Source organism: Vibrio sp. EA2, from assembly GCF_033042495.1.
Taxonomy (GTDB): Bacteria; Pseudomonadota; Gammaproteobacteria; order Enterobacterales; family Vibrionaceae; genus Vibrio.
In genome coordinates this window covers 350803-364725 of the sequence record NZ_JAWLID010000004.1, presented here as the reverse complement: position 1 = coordinate 364725, position 13923 = coordinate 350803, and the positions used below count along the sequence as shown (strand labels likewise).

The 13923-nt window shown below is 46.8% G+C and carries 19 protein-coding genes; 1 reads left to right on the top strand and 18 read right to left on the bottom strand.

Translation table 11 applies throughout. The features are described 5' to 3' along the window. Window positions 1-6: 6 nt before the first annotated feature. Complete coding sequence (locus RXX31_RS12550; protein ID WP_317589821.1) at window positions 7-1350, bottom strand: DEAD/DEAH box helicase; 1344 nt, start codon at window positions 1348-1350, stop codon at window positions 7-9. Between the two features lie 544 nt (window positions 1351-1894). Here RXX31_RS12550 and RXX31_RS12545 point away from each other — a divergent pair. Further along, a complete protein-coding gene (locus RXX31_RS12545; protein WP_014234915.1) occupies window positions 1895-2140 on the top strand; it encodes an Lpp/OprI family alanine-zipper lipoprotein in 246 nt (81 codons plus the stop codon). Between the two features lie 812 nt (window positions 2141-2952). Here RXX31_RS12545 and RXX31_RS12540 read toward each other — a convergent pair. The 17 genes from RXX31_RS12540 to RXX31_RS12460 are packed head-to-tail and all read right to left on the bottom strand — an operon-like array spanning window position 2953 to window position 13920. After that, on the bottom strand, window positions 2953-3150 hold the full coding sequence (locus RXX31_RS12540) for a hypothetical protein (protein WP_317589754.1): 198 nt from the start codon (window positions 3148-3150) through the stop codon (window positions 2953-2955). 1 nt (window position 3151) lies between these two features. Beyond that, on the bottom strand, window positions 3152-3823 hold the full coding sequence (locus tag RXX31_RS12535) for a hypothetical protein (RefSeq protein ID WP_317589753.1): 672 nt from the start codon (window positions 3821-3823) through the stop codon (window positions 3152-3154). Beyond that, window positions 3814-4503 (bottom strand): hypothetical protein, encoded by a 690-nt coding sequence (locus tag RXX31_RS12530; protein WP_317589752.1) that lies wholly within the window; start codon window positions 4501-4503, stop codon window positions 3814-3816. The genes RXX31_RS12535 and RXX31_RS12530 overlap by 10 nt, the downstream gene beginning before the upstream one ends. Window positions 4504-4512: 9 nt before the next feature. Continuing rightward, window positions 4513-5049 (bottom strand): hypothetical protein, encoded by a 537-nt coding sequence (locus RXX31_RS12525; protein WP_045607489.1) that lies wholly within the window; start codon window positions 5047-5049, stop codon window positions 4513-4515. Between the two features lie 23 nt (window positions 5050-5072). Continuing rightward, entirely contained in the window at window positions 5073-5342 is a 270-nt protein-coding gene (locus RXX31_RS12520) for a hypothetical protein (protein WP_317589751.1), read from the bottom strand. A 1-nt stretch (window position 5343) separates the two neighbouring features. Next, window positions 5344-7758, bottom strand: a complete 2415-nt coding sequence (locus RXX31_RS12515) for a phage tail protein (protein WP_317589749.1) — start codon at window positions 7756-7758, stop codon at window positions 5344-5346. Window positions 7759-7771: 13 nt separating this feature from the next. Next, entirely contained in the window at window positions 7772-8374 is a 603-nt protein-coding gene (locus RXX31_RS12510; protein WP_317589747.1) for a phage tail protein, read from the bottom strand. Further along, entirely contained in the window at window positions 8361-9548 is a 1188-nt protein-coding gene (locus RXX31_RS12505) for a baseplate J/gp47 family protein (protein WP_317589745.1), read from the bottom strand. Before RXX31_RS12505 ends, RXX31_RS12510 begins: the two co-directional genes overlap by 14 nt. Further along, window positions 9548-9889: a DUF2590 family protein gene (locus RXX31_RS12500; protein ID WP_025589745.1), complete on the bottom strand. Its 342-nt coding sequence runs from the start codon at window positions 9887-9889 to the stop codon at window positions 9548-9550. Before RXX31_RS12500 ends, RXX31_RS12505 begins: the two co-directional genes overlap by 1 nt. Beyond that, a complete protein-coding gene (locus RXX31_RS12495) occupies window positions 9889-11772 on the bottom strand; it encodes a phage tail tape measure protein (protein WP_317589743.1) in 1884 nt (627 codons plus the stop codon). The genes RXX31_RS12500 and RXX31_RS12495 overlap by 1 nt, the downstream gene beginning before the upstream one ends. A gap of 11 nt (window positions 11773-11783) precedes the next feature. Next, entirely contained in the window at window positions 11784-11924 is a 141-nt protein-coding gene (locus RXX31_RS12490) for a DUF6890 family protein (RefSeq protein ID WP_162836293.1), read from the bottom strand. Window positions 11925-11965: 41 nt separating this feature from the next. After that, window positions 11966-12229, bottom strand: a complete 264-nt coding sequence (locus RXX31_RS12485; RefSeq protein ID WP_025517572.1) for a putative phage tail assembly chaperone — start codon at window positions 12227-12229, stop codon at window positions 11966-11968. Further along, the gene (locus RXX31_RS12480) at window positions 12226-12510 is read right to left on the bottom strand and encodes a hypothetical protein (RefSeq protein WP_025517570.1); all 285 of its coding nucleotides are present in this window, start codon (window positions 12508-12510) and stop codon (window positions 12226-12228) included. The genes RXX31_RS12485 and RXX31_RS12480 overlap by 4 nt, the downstream gene beginning before the upstream one ends. 2 nt (window positions 12511-12512) lie before the next feature. Continuing rightward, the gene (locus RXX31_RS12475) at window positions 12513-12743 is read right to left on the bottom strand and encodes a hypothetical protein (RefSeq protein WP_031429740.1); all 231 of its coding nucleotides are present in this window, start codon (window positions 12741-12743) and stop codon (window positions 12513-12515) included. After that, window positions 12740-13237: a hypothetical protein gene (locus RXX31_RS12470; RefSeq protein WP_317589740.1), complete on the bottom strand. Its 498-nt coding sequence runs from the start codon at window positions 13235-13237 to the stop codon at window positions 12740-12742. The genes RXX31_RS12475 and RXX31_RS12470 overlap by 4 nt, the downstream gene beginning before the upstream one ends. After that, window positions 13234-13452: a TraR/DksA C4-type zinc finger protein gene (locus RXX31_RS12465; RefSeq protein ID WP_069515543.1), complete on the bottom strand. Its 219-nt coding sequence runs from the start codon at window positions 13450-13452 to the stop codon at window positions 13234-13236. Before RXX31_RS12465 ends, RXX31_RS12470 begins: the two co-directional genes overlap by 4 nt. Before the next feature lie 12 nt (window positions 13453-13464). Then, complete coding sequence (locus RXX31_RS12460) at window positions 13465-13920, bottom strand: phage protein (protein WP_025517560.1); 456 nt, start codon at window positions 13918-13920, stop codon at window positions 13465-13467. Window positions 13921-13923 lie beyond the last annotated feature (3 nt).

Here is a 13923-nt window from a genome sequence, read left to right as displayed (position 1 = left end):
TAAAAATTAATCTTCTGTCTTCGGTTCTGTAGGTTTCTTTTTAGGGATGAATACATCATCACCAACAGAGACATTTTTGTAGAAGGTCTTGTCGCGCTTAATCGGCTTCTTCGCAACTTTCTTAGCCTCAGGACGCGATTTTTTAGCCGTCGTCTTCTTGTTACGCATATCCGGTTTGCGTGGCTTAAGCCCTTTAAACTTGCCTTTTAGGTCTTCAAATTCTGAGAACGACAAGTCTTGTTGCAAGTATGCCTCAACACGTTTAAAGCTATCCCAGTCTTTTGGACCCACAAGCGAAATTGCGTCACCTTTATTACCCGCACGCCCTGTACGGCCAACACGGTGAACATATTCTTCGGTGTGCTTCGGCATATCAAAGTTAATGACATGCGTAACGGTTGCAATATCCAAACCTCGAGAGGCGACATCGGTAGTAACAAGAATCTTAAACACCGCGCGCTCAAACTGGCTCATAATGGTATTACGTTGCGTCTGATTTAAGTTGCCACTCAATGCAACGGCCTTAAGCTTTTGCTCATTCAGCTTAGCGGTCAAACGTTCAGTGTCATCACGCGTTGCCGTGAAGATAATCACCTGACGGTATTCAGCTTCAGTCAGGACGCGTTCAAGAATCGCCTCTTTATGATCCAGGTGATCACACAAGTAGAATTTCTGCGTGATATCTTTGTGCTCTTCATTAGAAACACCGATCGAGATACGTTTTGGCGCATTAAGCATCTCAGAAGCAATGCTGTTTACTTCTGCATGGTCTAGCGTTGCCGAGAACATCAACGTCTGACGACGGCGGTGTTTCGCGGCATTATGAATACGACGAAGTTCAGGTGCGAAGCCCAAATCCAACATACGGTCCGCTTCATCCAGAACCAGAGTTTCTAGTCCATCAAGAAATAGAGAGCGGTGCTCCAGGTGGTCCGCTAAACGCCCTGGTGTTGCCACGATAAATTTAGGGTAACGACGCAGTGCTTTGACTTGATCGTTAAAGTTTTCGCCGCCAAGAATCAAGGTTGCTTCGTATGATAAACCAACCAGCATCGAGCGCAGTTCACCATAAACTTGTTTGGCCAATTCGCGCGTTGGCGCCAGGATGACCGCTCGAGGATCTTTAGCAGAAAACGATTTTGTCTTAAGTGACTTGTGAAGCATCGGCAATACAAACGCCAAAGTCTTGCCCGAACCCGTTTTCGAAGATGCCAATAGATCCTTGCCTGCAATCGCAACAGGAATTGCTTGCTGTTGGATCTCAGTCGCTTTTTTGAAATCGTAGTGTTTTAGGTTCTTCAACAATCGGTTGTCTAGGCCTAGATCTTTAAATTGCAAAGTATTCTCCAATAAATCAGTCAATATGAGCGCTCTGTAATGTCGTTCCGCTCTAACGTAGCAAAAAATAAAAGCCCGCTATAATACCGCAAATCATAGGAGTATAGATAGAGATCACACAAACTAATTATTGAAGAAAAAATAGAGTTACTTTTGAGACTCATACAAGTTCAGGGGGCACAGCTTCAATCTATGCCCTAAACTTATGTTCATCAATACACGGTTGTCATGGCGAATACGCGGATTATTAAGGCTTATCCATGCATATTGCGTTTATTTGTGGAGAGAAGCTTTCATTTGCGTCAATATCGTCTAAATTATTGATATCAGGCACGTGGCAAAAATGTCTGCTATGAGGACTGTTGTGGGAGTCAATGAAAGGGTAAACACGACCTTTTGTTAGGCTCAGGTAAAAGTTAACGTCAGGTACTCCATGAAATTCTTGGATTTTTTTGACTTTTGCTACATCATGTACTGATACAATGTATCCACATTTAACCTCGCCTCTAACAAAAACTATGGAGCGAGACTTCCACTATAAGCAAGGAGTTCTTATATGAACAAAACGTTGATCGCAGCTGCAGCAACTTCAGTACTTCTACTAGCAGGTTGTGCTTCTTCTGATGACGCAACTACAGCTAAACTAGACGAACTAAGCAACCAAGTTAGCATGCTAAGCCAAGACGTACAAACTCTTCAATCTGACGTTCAAATGTCTAAAGACGCAGCAATGTCTGCTCAAGAAGAAGCTGCACGTGCTAATGAGCGTATCGACAACATCGCTCAATCTTACACTAAGTAAGACGAACCATAATATATAACCTTTATTTATCAATCATTTAGATATTTAATAGGGTTTGAATGGCGATGAAGTGGCGACGCAATTTGATGTCGCCACTTTTGTTTCCAAGCACTGTTCACTGAAACAGAGCTAGCTAGAAGCGTTCTAATAGTTAAGTTCAACCTGCCTTTTGCCCTAGAATTCCCACACGGTAAATTTATGGATACCTGACAAAATCACGTTTTCTGTCATTGCTTTATTCTCTTTTTCCGTTCACTTTCCCATCTTCATCCTATGAACAAATTTGAAAAAACAGTTTTGTTGTTAAATTGGCGCTAAAGCCTTATTCCACCTGCTTTTGCTGCCAACTAAAGAGATCTTTAATTTTGCACACCAGATCTTTAATAAACTGACAAAAAACACACTGCAACATTAATAATCAATAACTTACAGCATCACATCAGATCTTTGCAGATCGTTATTACTGCAATTTATCGAAAAAAATCGCAATTGTTGAATTTGTATTAAGCGCAATATAAGCCCTTTCCAGCGGCTTTTAATATCACTCGAAGCCCTTATAGCAAAAGGCTTTAGAGCGTGTTTTACGCCTCTTCTGGCCCCGTAGATTTTCACTAAATCAAAATTGCGAAAAAACCAGATCGAAAACGTCGCAGGTGGGGAGGAGGAGTGCGGATTCCGTCACCTATAGGTCGCGTTCCGTCACTGGATGCTCCTGTTCGTGGTTTAGCCGCATCGGGCGCGTAATTACTGCTGATATTCGAGGCAAAAGAAAAGCGCCCTTGGTGGGCGCCTGGTATGGCTAGAATCGGTTTCTAGATTATTGGATGTTCTCCGGCAGAGCTGCCACTCGATATGTTTGCTTTGGCATTTTGTGTGATTTCGTCATACACGGCATTGGCGATCGCTTCTGCCATTTTCCCTGCCATGGCGAATTCACCTGTAAGAACGAACCCTTGTGCCTGGAGTTCGGTTTCCAACTTCTGTTTAAGTGATGTTTTACTCATTGCCATGTTATTTACCTGCCTTAACTGTCGATGACAAATCAGAGTGAGGTTTGCCCGTGTAGGCACAAATGCAGTCACCTTGCACAACACCTTTACCGCCATTCATGGTGATGAGGTCAGCGACTTCTATGATTTTCTTTGCAGTAGTGGTTTTGTTGTTGGTGATTTCTTCGATTTTATCTTCCAGCACTTTGATGCGTTGGTTTAAACATTCGGTGATGTTGTCTTTGTCGGTCTTGCTTTCAAAGTTACCTTCTTCGTCGACCAACTGGTAAACACCTTGGCGCTGTTGGTAACGGCTTTCACCTTGCTTAATCGCTGGTAATTTGAATCCCAATGGCAGCACACAACGAATAAACGGTTTATCCGGTTGGCCGAACATAAAGCCTATTTCCACAATGCTTCCGATTGCAGGCGGCTCAAGTCTTCCTGCATATTCACCTACACCAGGTATTGGTAGTGGTACTGCCTGAAGTGGTGATTTGTCTTTGAACTCCACGCCCCTTTCATCAAGCAGCTGAACGTCCACCGCGTAATGCGGGTAAAAGCGATCAGACATGTCGCCCTCTTCTGGCAACTCAGGTAACGCAACCACTTTACCCCAACGCGGTAAATGCCAACGTCCAGTCAGCTCAGGAAACAGTCGGAAGATGATCCGCTTAATTGCATTTACGTCCATGTCAGCTTCACCTCTGTTCCTTGGAAATCGACACCCACCAAGCGTAGGCCATTGACGATTGCACCAGGTCTTAGCTTAGGGCTTGCGGGGATTTTCACTGACTTGGCGGTAGTGTGCCCCGTCATTAAGCTATCAGGAATAGTCACCGGCTTATCTGCCCAGTAAGAATCCTTCCAAGTGCCCACATAGATTTGGCCGTTTCCCTGCTGCTGCCAAAACAGGTCTTCAATACCGAAGGCTTGAGACAGCTCGTCCATCACTCGATATCCATTACCATCACTGTAAAAACAAGGGATAGAAGTTTTACTGTAGGCCGCTTCTGGTACCACAAACTGCAGTCCGGTTTTGTTGGTTACATCGCTAAGCAATTGCATCAATGTCGGATGACGAAGCGTAATATCGAGTGGCTTAAACAACAATGCCGCCAGTTCGCGACAAAACAGTTCTGACCACCCTTTTTCTGATGCTTGCACCCGTTCGATGTAACCAAGAAATACTCTCGATATGCTGTCACCCCATCCAATATCTACGGCAATAATGGTGTTTACCTTCGGAGTACCTTCAACGGAAATCGAGCAGCGACCAGGTGTATTCACATCAAAGAGAATGCGATGGTTCTTTGCTTTAACCTTTTGGCTGCCAAGATAGGCTCTGCAAACAAACTTATGGCTTGGTTCCATCACTCCTCCCTATGACAATATTTCGTCTAGTGATTTTAGAAACTTCATGATGCCTGTGAGTTCGACGCTGGTATCCGGCGGAACGTCTTCACTTTGGCCTGTTTCTACCGGAGTAGTCACCCCTTGCACCTGCTGTTGTGTCGCTGGTTTATCTTCCTGCCGCTGTTCAACACGCTCAGGAACGGATAAGTGCTCGACCAACTCAAAAGCCACGTTCCATTGTCGGTTGCTCTCTTGTTCATCGGCTCGGATAGTGCCTTGGAATTTAACCTGGCGGATTTTGAGCGCAGCGGCGGTATTATTGCTGATGCGATAAATTTGGCGGGCACTGTTATCTTGCCCGCCAGCCATGGTGAAAAGGTTGCTTAGGGTTTCACTCTTATTGAATGGGATCACGCCACTGACGGACAACACTTTGCCTTTGTTACCTGTTTCAGCTTGGTCAGTCGATGAGGACTGGCCGGACATATCTTGTCCGGCGAGTTGTTGGCGAACGCTAATGCGCAGGTTCTTGAGTGAGATTTGAGTTCCGTTGAGAGTTAACATGCTCTAGTTCTCTTTAAAACCAATTAGCTATCTACTGCACCTTGAAAAGGTTCTAACGTCTTTAAATAGTCATAGGCCTGTTGGTGATAATTAACACCTTCTGGGTCAGGGGTAAACGTGAATGGAAACAAGCCAACCGTTCCTTTGGACTCTGACGTCTGTAGCACCTCTACTTGTACGAGTAATTCGTCTTTTGACCCCTCTAACTTTAAAATTCGCCAATAGGCGTCTGGATAAATGATTGGCTCAGCCATTCCAGCCACACTCTTTGCGTAAGTCATTGTTAATGCCATATTACACCCCAATTAATCCGATACTTGTATTCGATACGTTTTCACCACCCACCACTTGAGCGATGACCCTAAAGTAATAAGCTTGATTGCCTGATAACTTAATTTGAACAGTTCCGCTATTCGATGCGGTCACGTCAACTCCAATAATGTTCCCAGGCTTCACTTCCCATAAACTTGTTTCACTATTGAAGACCGACTTGGCTGGCCATTGGATAATGGTTTCAGAAGTAGATTGAAGATTGTATATGGTGCATTCTCCGGCCCTCTCCTGATAGCCATCATACTGACCGACAAAGTACAGCTTCATCACTGAGTAATCCGGCACAACAGTGGTGAGCGTCCAGGTCATTTCAGCAACGCCTAACGGTTTAGATATCCTAAAGACTTTTTTGTCTAAATCGCACTGACCTCTCGGTAACACCTCAGACGTCGCATCGACATTAAACTCCGCACCAATCTTAGGCCCAGAATGACCACCTTCTAAAACAATTGTTCCGTTGTTCAGCGCCTTAAATAAGCCATCTTCCCAATAGTCCTGACCGACCACACCTCTGGCCATAATTAAGGAATTTTCAGCAATCAACATGCTTTTAGCGCGATTAGATGCGTCTCCGCCTTGCATGAAAAAGCCATCAATGCCGACATACTTTTGCCCAATCGCATGCAGACCAACATCAGAGAACTCACAATAGTGGCTGATGATAGTGTTGTTCCAACCAGAACGAGTGGTATCAGATCCGCAGTCCAACAATACTCCCGTACCGTGTAGACCATCAGGCAGCACATCATTGGTTACCCCATCAGCACGTTGGCCTTGTGTGGTGCAACCTATTAAGGTTCCACACATCATCGCAGCCCAGATCCCGACTTCACCACCTTCGCAATAGACTTGATCCATCACAATGGCATTGTGAAACCAGCCATCTTCCCAACTGTTCCAGCCCTTAGTCGGCAATGGGTTACTGTTGTCGGCCTGATAAGCATGACGAGAAAGTCGAATACCACAGACGTTATCGATGAAATTGAGGTTTCTAAACTCGTTCCAAAGCGAGTAGCGGTGCCAAACACCAAAGCGAAAGCCCTCAATAATAGAGTCTCGATGACTGGATACTGAAGACTGCTTTGTGTTATTGGTAGCAACACCACGACCAATCTTGTTTGCGTGTGTATTGACCAACTTAACTCGGTTCAATGTTAAACGCTCACGAGAGACAATAACGTCGATGTCTTGGTCAGTTTCAATTCTCGCTGTGTTCTGGCTTTCCCCTTCAATAACAAATTTGCCAGCGGTATCGGATTGGTCTGGAATGACGGGTGTTTTCACGGTATACCGCGTCGATGGCATAAACATTTTGCCGCCGCCTGCCGCCAGCATTTCTTCTCGTGTGTCTCTAAATGCATCATCGGCAATGATTTCATTCTCTGCATCCCCGCCAACCTCACCGAATGACGAAACATCAAACAGACCAGGTCGATACCACTCTGTTTGTTTTTCATTACTCGGTTTTGCACGAACCGTAAGACCTTTTTTTGAGCCAGTCTTATCGACAAAGTTCTCCTTTACCCAGGATTCCGGCCTCAAATCACTCACCGATCCATCGGCTAAAACCTCAGCAATTTTGCACACGAAATGTGGGATATCTTTGCCTGTTGATGAGTCGATGTAATCGTCTTTCTCTTCGGCCGTGATGACGAAATCAAACAGGGTAACCTGTTCACCAGTTGGAGTGCCTTCGCGGTGTGCATCGATATAAATGAACGATGGTTTGTTGGGAACCTGAACGCTGCGGTCAAATTCCATGCTTACACGGTTGCCCGACACATAACCGGCACCCGCTTTGATGTTGTAGGCTTCACCTGATGGTGTGACCAAGAAACCGTCTTCGATAAACCAGTCTTTGCCATTTTGGTCGATGATGGATTGCGCCACATCGCTGTCCATCTTTTTCATGCGGTCAGTGGCGTTATATTGCCAGCTTGATGCATCTACCGTGATATTGGTGATTTCTGCAATGTCTTTGTATTCAAGGACGACCGAACGCACCAAAGTATTACCCGCGACACCCGGCTCATCAGCTGTTTTAGGTGTAAGCGCGTGATGGTCAATCGTGACTAGTACGCCATATTCAGAGCAGTATGCGCCAGTCCAGTTGAACTCAAACGGACCAACATCGCTGGTCAAAGTGGTGCTGTAGATCACCGAGTCTGCAGAAAGACGGCCGCGCTGTTCAACCTGTTCTTGATGAACAATGTCGTCAGTCGGTACCACATCATCTGGCTGCGGAAACTCTGGGCGGTTGGGTACATTGGCGAACATCATCTTGTCGATGATTAGTGGTTTTTCTTCAGCGTTGAGCTGTGCCAACAGTGCTTTACCTGCGGCGGTTAAAATTGACTTGTCAGTGGTATTTGCCATGTTTAGTAATTCCTTAACCCTTCACTGTGGCTTGGTAATATTCGCAGTCGACGTTCAGCACACTTGGAAGCATGCCAACGTTGAGTCGAGTCTTAACGTGAGACGTGGTGTATTGCGCTTCGACGTTCTTGCTTCGCGCTGCCAACGGCATTTCGACATAACTGGTGTATTGATAGCGGCGGCAGGTTCTGCCGTATTGTCTGATTACTGTATCTAGCAGCTTGGGAACATTGGTTAAATCGCCGTCGCGGATTTTTAGACTGATTACATCCCAATCCACATTGGCTAAACGCTCGTCTTGCCCGATGTGCGGATAACCCAACTTGGCGAACATATCTTCCCAACCTGCTATCGTTCCCGCGTCACGAGCGAAGCCATAAGCGTGAGCAACACGGATTCGAAATAACTCTTCCGGCTCTTGCCCTAAGCGTTCTATTTCACGTTGCCAGGCGAGAATGTTTACCAGTGCAATTGGGGCGGTTAACGGATCATGCTGCTGCAGTGGCATTTCGAATGCCGCTCTCACGTGTTCCCAGTAATTGCGCATGGCTCGGGCGAACTTAGCCAGCTCGCCTCTTCCCATCCAATAACGCAGATTAATCTCAGGAATTTTCAATCGTCACCCCCAAAGAATTAATTCGCGGCACCGCCAGATTGTTGATGATGTCGGCATTCTCGAATTCGAGCGATTCAATCTCTGAGAACTGCGCATGCAATTCCTGCCCTAGCCTTGAAAAACTGAATCGTAGAACCGGATTAGTGACCGTTGGTGAGTAGTCGGTGTTTTCACGGAAAGCCGCACCAATGAACTGCTCCACTTTAATGCGCAACGCGTCTCGGTCTTCCATCGTTAAGGAACGAAGCGGCCAAACCCGGCAAACAATATCGTGGGTCGTTTCTGGCATCGCTAGCACTTGCAGATCATCACCATGACCGTGCTGACCTTCGACACGAATGTACTCATTCAAATCTGCCAACATTTCTGCCGATGGTTCACCCGTGTCTAAAAGGATGAGCGCGTTTGCAGTACCAGGACCACGCGGGGCGTTGTGCTCAAAATAGACATTGTCGTCATTGATACCTGCGCGACTGGTGAGCAGTGAACGGTAAGCCGCATCAATGTGCCATCTTGCGACTGCGCTCCACTGGTTACGAATACGCAGGCGGAGTTCGTCATTACTCTCTTTGTCTGCCCCTGCTTCATTCAACCATTCGGCAGGGTTCGTCACTGCGCCGATGCCCGGTATCGCAGTAGGTAAAATGTGGTAATAACCTTCACCTAGGTTGTAAGCCGCCCCCTCGTTCTCCGCCTCGACCTCTGCCATCACCATGGTGTCGTTTTCTGGCATCGTGGTATCGGCAAGCACCTTTACCCGGTAAATCGTGCCGTTAATCGGTTCGGTTTGAACCCATGTATCTTTGGGGATCACCAAGGCGGGGCCTTTAGCCGCAGAACGTTGAAAGGCGATCATGCCTTTGGCTTTGGTTGCTCCTTTACGGGTGAGTTTGCATTGCCACGCCAACAAGTCGAGCCATTGGTCAACGGCAGTTGCAACAAACATGTTCGGTAAAACATAGCCAACCAATAAGGTATTGATGAGCCACATCGTGACTTTCACGACCGTGGCTTCGATAAGGCGCCAAAATGGAGAGAACGGCGAGTCGTTTGAGATGATGGAACCTTCTTTGTCCATCTCCTCTTTGAGTACTTTCTTCCAACCTGCTTCATCGGTTGGGATACCGGATTGCTTCACCAGTTCGGAATAGTCTGGTTTTGGAATATCAGTCATTAACGCTCTCCGTTATTCACTATCTCTAATTGCAACTCGCCAAAGTCCATGGTGTCGGCAAACACGTAAATCGTGCCCTCGGTCGGTTCATCCAAACGCACGGTACCTGGTACCAATCGAACGTCTTCTTCAACCAGCAGTTCCAGCTTGGTACGGATATCGGCTTTCTTTGACGGGCTTCGCTCAGCGATTAAGTCCACCGCTAAGTTGCTCTCGATGATGGCGTGTTTGATATCTTGGGCGATCACCGCACGGTCTTGAATCAAGATTGGGTTGCGGCCTGCATCGAGCACCACATCCCCGTTCTCAATCAAAATGTCCTGGTATTTGTAATCCGCCATTAGCCTGCCGCCATTTCTATTTCACTCGCCATGTCTTGCGGGCTGTTCATGTAGGTTGGATAAATCGCCACTCCACCGTAGTTGGTCGAGCTGGTTTGGTAGCTGGCAATGTTCTTAGCTGCGCCACCTGGTTGAATTTGTGCACGAGGCGTAGCGCTTTGAACCGATTTAGATTTCACATCTAAACTGTCATCACCGCTAAGACCTGGAATCCAATCAATGAGTCCTTTCACTGAGTCCCAAATTCCCGCTAGGCTCTGGGTAATCCAATTGAACACTCCGGAAAAAACTTCCTTCATTGAGTTAGCCATATCACCGATAAATGCAAATCCACTAGTGTCGGTAAAGCCGCTCATGACCCATTGCCAACCTGCCTTGATGAACTCAAACATAGCTCTGAATGGGAGAGTGATTAGAGTGATCGCCCCTTCTAGTACTTGGAACCATGTTGTGTCACCAAACGAGGCTTTCAAATCATCCCAGTAGAAAATCAGCGCACCAACTGCGGCAATTGCGGCTACTACAGCACCAACAATGAATCCAATTGGGTTAGCCATCATTGCGATGTTTACCGCTAGCATTGCAACGCGAAGCGCTGCCATTCCTTTGGTTAGTAAAAAGTTCACCCCTGTAAACATCTTCATGGTGAGCATATAAGTCGCCATGGCTTGTTTACCGACACCCATCATTAAGGTAAAAGCACCACCTGCTGCTGCTGCACCTAAAATCGCCATGGCAGCAAAACCAATGTACTTTGTCAGGTTCGGGAACATCTCTGTCCATTCGATGATTTCTATCGCACCATCGGCCAAGCTCGAAATCACTGGCAAGAGAGCAGGCAACAACGCCGCGCCAAAAGCAGTTCGAACCGCAAACACGCCTTGTTCAAGTCGTTCCCATTGGTCGGTCATCGCTCCAGCCATGTTAATTGCCGTATTTAAGTTACTGGCATCATTTAGGTCTTTGACGCTTGATTGCAGCTCACCCGTTTTACCTATCAAGTCGGTGATAAGCAGCACGGCTTCATCCGAGCCGAAAGCTTGCTTAATCTGGTCAATTTCCAGTGAATCTAAGTCACCGAATTGGTTGCGTAGTTTCGACATAATGTCGAACATTGGCAGCATCTTCCCGTTGCTGTCGGTAAACGCCATGCCTAGCTTGTCTTGCGCTTTTACCACGCCGCTCATAAAGGCTTTATAACGAGTTCCCGCTTCACTTCCTGTCATAGAACCTTGCAGCAGGCCAAGCACTGCCATTTGCTCCTGAATGGCTACGCCGTGAGTTTTACCTAATGCGCCAACACCTTTAAACGCATCCGACATTCCTTGACCCGTGGTTTTGAACCTCTCGACAGATTTTGCGGTCATACCTGCAACTTGTTCAGCCCAGTTGTCTTTACCAATCCGATCGGCTTGGTCTTTAAAAACCGAGTACATGGTACCCATGTAGTTGGTAATGGTGGCCGTATCTGCTTTAGTCGCAGCGGCTAAAATAGCCGAGCTTCTTGTGACACCCGCCAGTTCATCGCCTGTCATATCCCCCATAGCAGATTTGATATCATACGAAGCCGCCACAAATTCAGTGGCCGACTTACCGTATTCAACCGAAAACTTCATTGCTGTTTGGGTAAGGGTTTTTAGCTGGTCATCGGCAACACCAAGTGATTTCACTTCACCTAATGCCCTGTCCATCTCAATCGCTGGCATCAAGGCTTGTTGCAATGCAAAACCAGCACCCACCATGCCTGCCGCTCCTGCCATCATGGTATGAGTACCCTGACGGTAGGTATTGGTGACATCATTCAAATTGCGTTGAATATTGCCCAGAGGTTTAGAAATCTGGTCAATCAATCCAACTTGAAATCTGAGTGCTTCTGGTAACATCGTGTTCCTTATCAGCTAAACGCCTTGGCAACCCCGTTAGCGGTGGCAGCTTGCATGTTTTCCCAATACTGACGCTCTAACCAAATGGCCCTTGCAAGGTTCTCTTCGCTGTCTGTCTCACCCGGCAACCACTTACGGCGCCAGGTGAGCATTTGTTCGAGCTCGTTGGAGTCCATAGCCCGAACAAGGGCATCTATTTTTTTACTTTGATTTGCAGCTTCGGCGTGTATTCCTTGAGAACTTCACCCACAACCTGAATCGCTGCACCTGGGTTCTCGTTCGTCAGTTCACGGAATACTTCTTTGCTTTCTTCTGTAACAGTGTTCATCAGAAAGTTATGTGCAGAGTTCACGATTTCCCCCTGTGCCAACGCGTTCATGTAGTCGTTGTAATCTGCTTCTGTTGGGACGAACGTGATATCTGCATCACCGACCGTTAGTACAATTTGCTTGCTCATGCTACATCTCTCTCTTTATCTAACTTGGTTTCCAAACGGTCGAACCGTCCGTTAATAGAATCTTTCAAATCATCTACGGCTTCCCGTAGTTCGTGCTTAGTGGCGTACTTTTCGGCGACATCACCGCGCAGTCGCTCAGTGGCTAGCTCATTGGCATGGATACGACGGTCATGATCTCGGGCGGTGTTTTGCCCTTTATCCGTTCTGCCGAAAACCACATTGATGATGGCGATAAGCAGCGCTATCGTTGCCACAATCGCCGATATCCATGATGAATCCATAGCTATTCCTTCTGTGGAATTTCTTTTAAGCGTTTGCCTTGTAATGCGTTGATGATGTCATCCACGGTTTCTTGCATCACATCATTGCTAGTTAAGCCTTTTAGGGTTTCTAAGCCCCACACCACTGAGCGTGTGGCGAAACGTTCAAGGATGATTGACCAACTGATTTGAAAGAACAGACCTTTCAGTACTTCCAACAATGTCTTGCCAACGATTCCAGTTAAGAAATTCATGCTGCTTCTCCGATTAGGGATTGATATGCCTGTAGGTAGTCTTCTGCTGTTGCTTTACCTGCGCTTGTGTTCCAGTACTTCTTCGCGTACCGAGCCAAACCTTCTAGGTCATCGGCTTCTGGCAAGGCTTCTGGGAACCGAATTAAATTGAGTCGTGCGGTTGCCACTGCGAACTCGGGTGAAATCACCATGTAACGAGGGTCTAAGTGCTCAACGGGGCAAAACATCGACAGTGAATCCAACAAGTGAGGGCGACTGTTACCTAACCACTCGACAAGCCAGTTGAAGGTGGCTGGCTCCATTTGGGTAAAGCCCAATGCAGGACCACGTACTTGTTTTGAGTAAGTAAACTTTCCAGACTCATGGGCAATAATCATCAGGATCAGATTAATGGCCGCTTGGGTGTTCATTGTGCCTTTACCACCGGATACCATATCTAAGTGGTCAAGGACTGGCTTCATGATTTTCTCAACAAAGAGCTTTGCTAAATTCATCGGGTCATTCGCTCCAATTCGCTTTGACACTGGGTGCAGTAGATGCAACCTGGTACTTTTTGGCGGCGTTTTTCTGGGATTGGGTCGCCACATTCGCCGCATTCATGTGCGCTTTCCCGTTCTTCAATTCGCTTAGCCCTTGCCAGTTGGTTGGCAAGCGCCACTTCTGTGAATTGGGTTTCAAGACCGCAGGCATGGTCGATAACATCTGCCATCATGCCTCCTTGTTATTGAACCAAGTCTTCGGTTTCATCCGGACGCAGGTACGGCACACCGTTGATGCTGACAAAGTCTGGGCTTGTCACCTCGAACGGCAGCTTGTGAACTAATGCACTACCTCCATTCGAATCGGCATCAAGTAGATCAGAGATTTTGATACGACATCCGAAGGCTTCAATTTTGAGCTCATCCTTATCAATCTTGCCGTAGAACAGCGCGTCAAAATCAGGCATTCCACGCCAAGAGCCGGCTTGTTTAGCGGCTTTGCTGAGTAGGTTGAATTGCTGCGTGGTCAGCTCCATTTCACCACTTGCTTCAACGTCACCATCGACCCAACCATCTGGCACACCAGAGGTTTTATTGACGGCGGAATTATCGGTAATGGATAACGTGACTTTTTGAGCTTTGAGCTTGTAGTCACCCAAAGAGAAATGCATGTTCTTGCCAGAAATTCTCATGCTCATGGA

What these genes read in the sequence shown, in the direction of transcription:
- RXX31_RS12545 (WP_014234915.1), top strand. Translation starts at nt 1,895, where the DNA reads ATGAACAAAACGTTGATCGCAGCTGCAGCAACTTCAGTACTTCTACTA.
- RXX31_RS12540 (WP_317589754.1), bottom strand. Translation starts at nt 3,150, where the DNA reads ATGGCAATGAGTAAAACATCACTTAAACAGAAGTTGGAAACCGAACTC.
- RXX31_RS12535 (WP_317589753.1), bottom strand. Translation starts at nt 3,823, where the DNA reads ATGGACGTAAATGCAATTAAGCGGATCATCTTCCGACTGTTTCCTGAG.
- RXX31_RS12530 (WP_317589752.1), bottom strand. Translation starts at nt 4,503, where the DNA reads ATGGAACCAAGCCATAAGTTTGTTTGCAGAGCCTATCTTGGCAGCCAA.
- RXX31_RS12525 (WP_045607489.1), bottom strand. Translation starts at nt 5,049, where the DNA reads ATGTTAACTCTCAACGGAACTCAAATCTCACTCAAGAACCTGCGCATT.
- RXX31_RS12520 (WP_317589751.1), bottom strand. Translation starts at nt 5,342, where the DNA reads ATGGCATTAACAATGACTTACGCAAAGAGTGTGGCTGGAATGGCTGAG.
- RXX31_RS12515 (WP_317589749.1), bottom strand. Translation starts at nt 7,758, where the DNA reads ATGGCAAATACCACTGACAAGTCAATTTTAACCGCCGCAGGTAAAGCA.
- RXX31_RS12505 (WP_317589745.1), bottom strand. Translation starts at nt 9,548, where the DNA reads ATGACTGATATTCCAAAACCAGACTATTCCGAACTGGTGAAGCAATCC.
- RXX31_RS12500 (WP_025589745.1), bottom strand. Translation starts at nt 9,889, where the DNA reads ATGGCGGATTACAAATACCAGGACATTTTGATTGAGAACGGGGATGTG.
- RXX31_RS12495 (WP_317589743.1), bottom strand. Translation starts at nt 11,772, where the DNA reads ATGTTACCAGAAGCACTCAGATTTCAAGTTGGATTGATTGACCAGATT.
- RXX31_RS12490 (WP_162836293.1), bottom strand. Translation starts at nt 11,924, where the DNA reads ATGCTCACCTGGCGCCGTAAGTGGTTGCCGGGTGAGACAGACAGCGAA.
- RXX31_RS12485 (WP_025517572.1), bottom strand. Translation starts at nt 12,229, where the DNA reads ATGAGCAAGCAAATTGTACTAACGGTCGGTGATGCAGATATCACGTTC.
- RXX31_RS12480 (WP_025517570.1), bottom strand. Translation starts at nt 12,510, where the DNA reads ATGGATTCATCATGGATATCGGCGATTGTGGCAACGATAGCGCTGCTT.
- RXX31_RS12475 (WP_031429740.1), bottom strand. Translation starts at nt 12,743, where the DNA reads ATGAATTTCTTAACTGGAATCGTTGGCAAGACATTGTTGGAAGTACTG.
- RXX31_RS12470 (WP_317589740.1), bottom strand. Translation starts at nt 13,237, where the DNA reads ATGAATTTAGCAAAGCTCTTTGTTGAGAAAATCATGAAGCCAGTCCTT.
- RXX31_RS12465 (WP_069515543.1), bottom strand. Translation starts at nt 13,452, where the DNA reads ATGGCAGATGTTATCGACCATGCCTGCGGTCTTGAAACCCAATTCACA.
- RXX31_RS12460 (WP_025517560.1), bottom strand. Translation starts at nt 13,920, where the DNA reads ATGAGCATGAGAATTTCTGGCAAGAACATGCATTTCTCTTTGGGTGAC.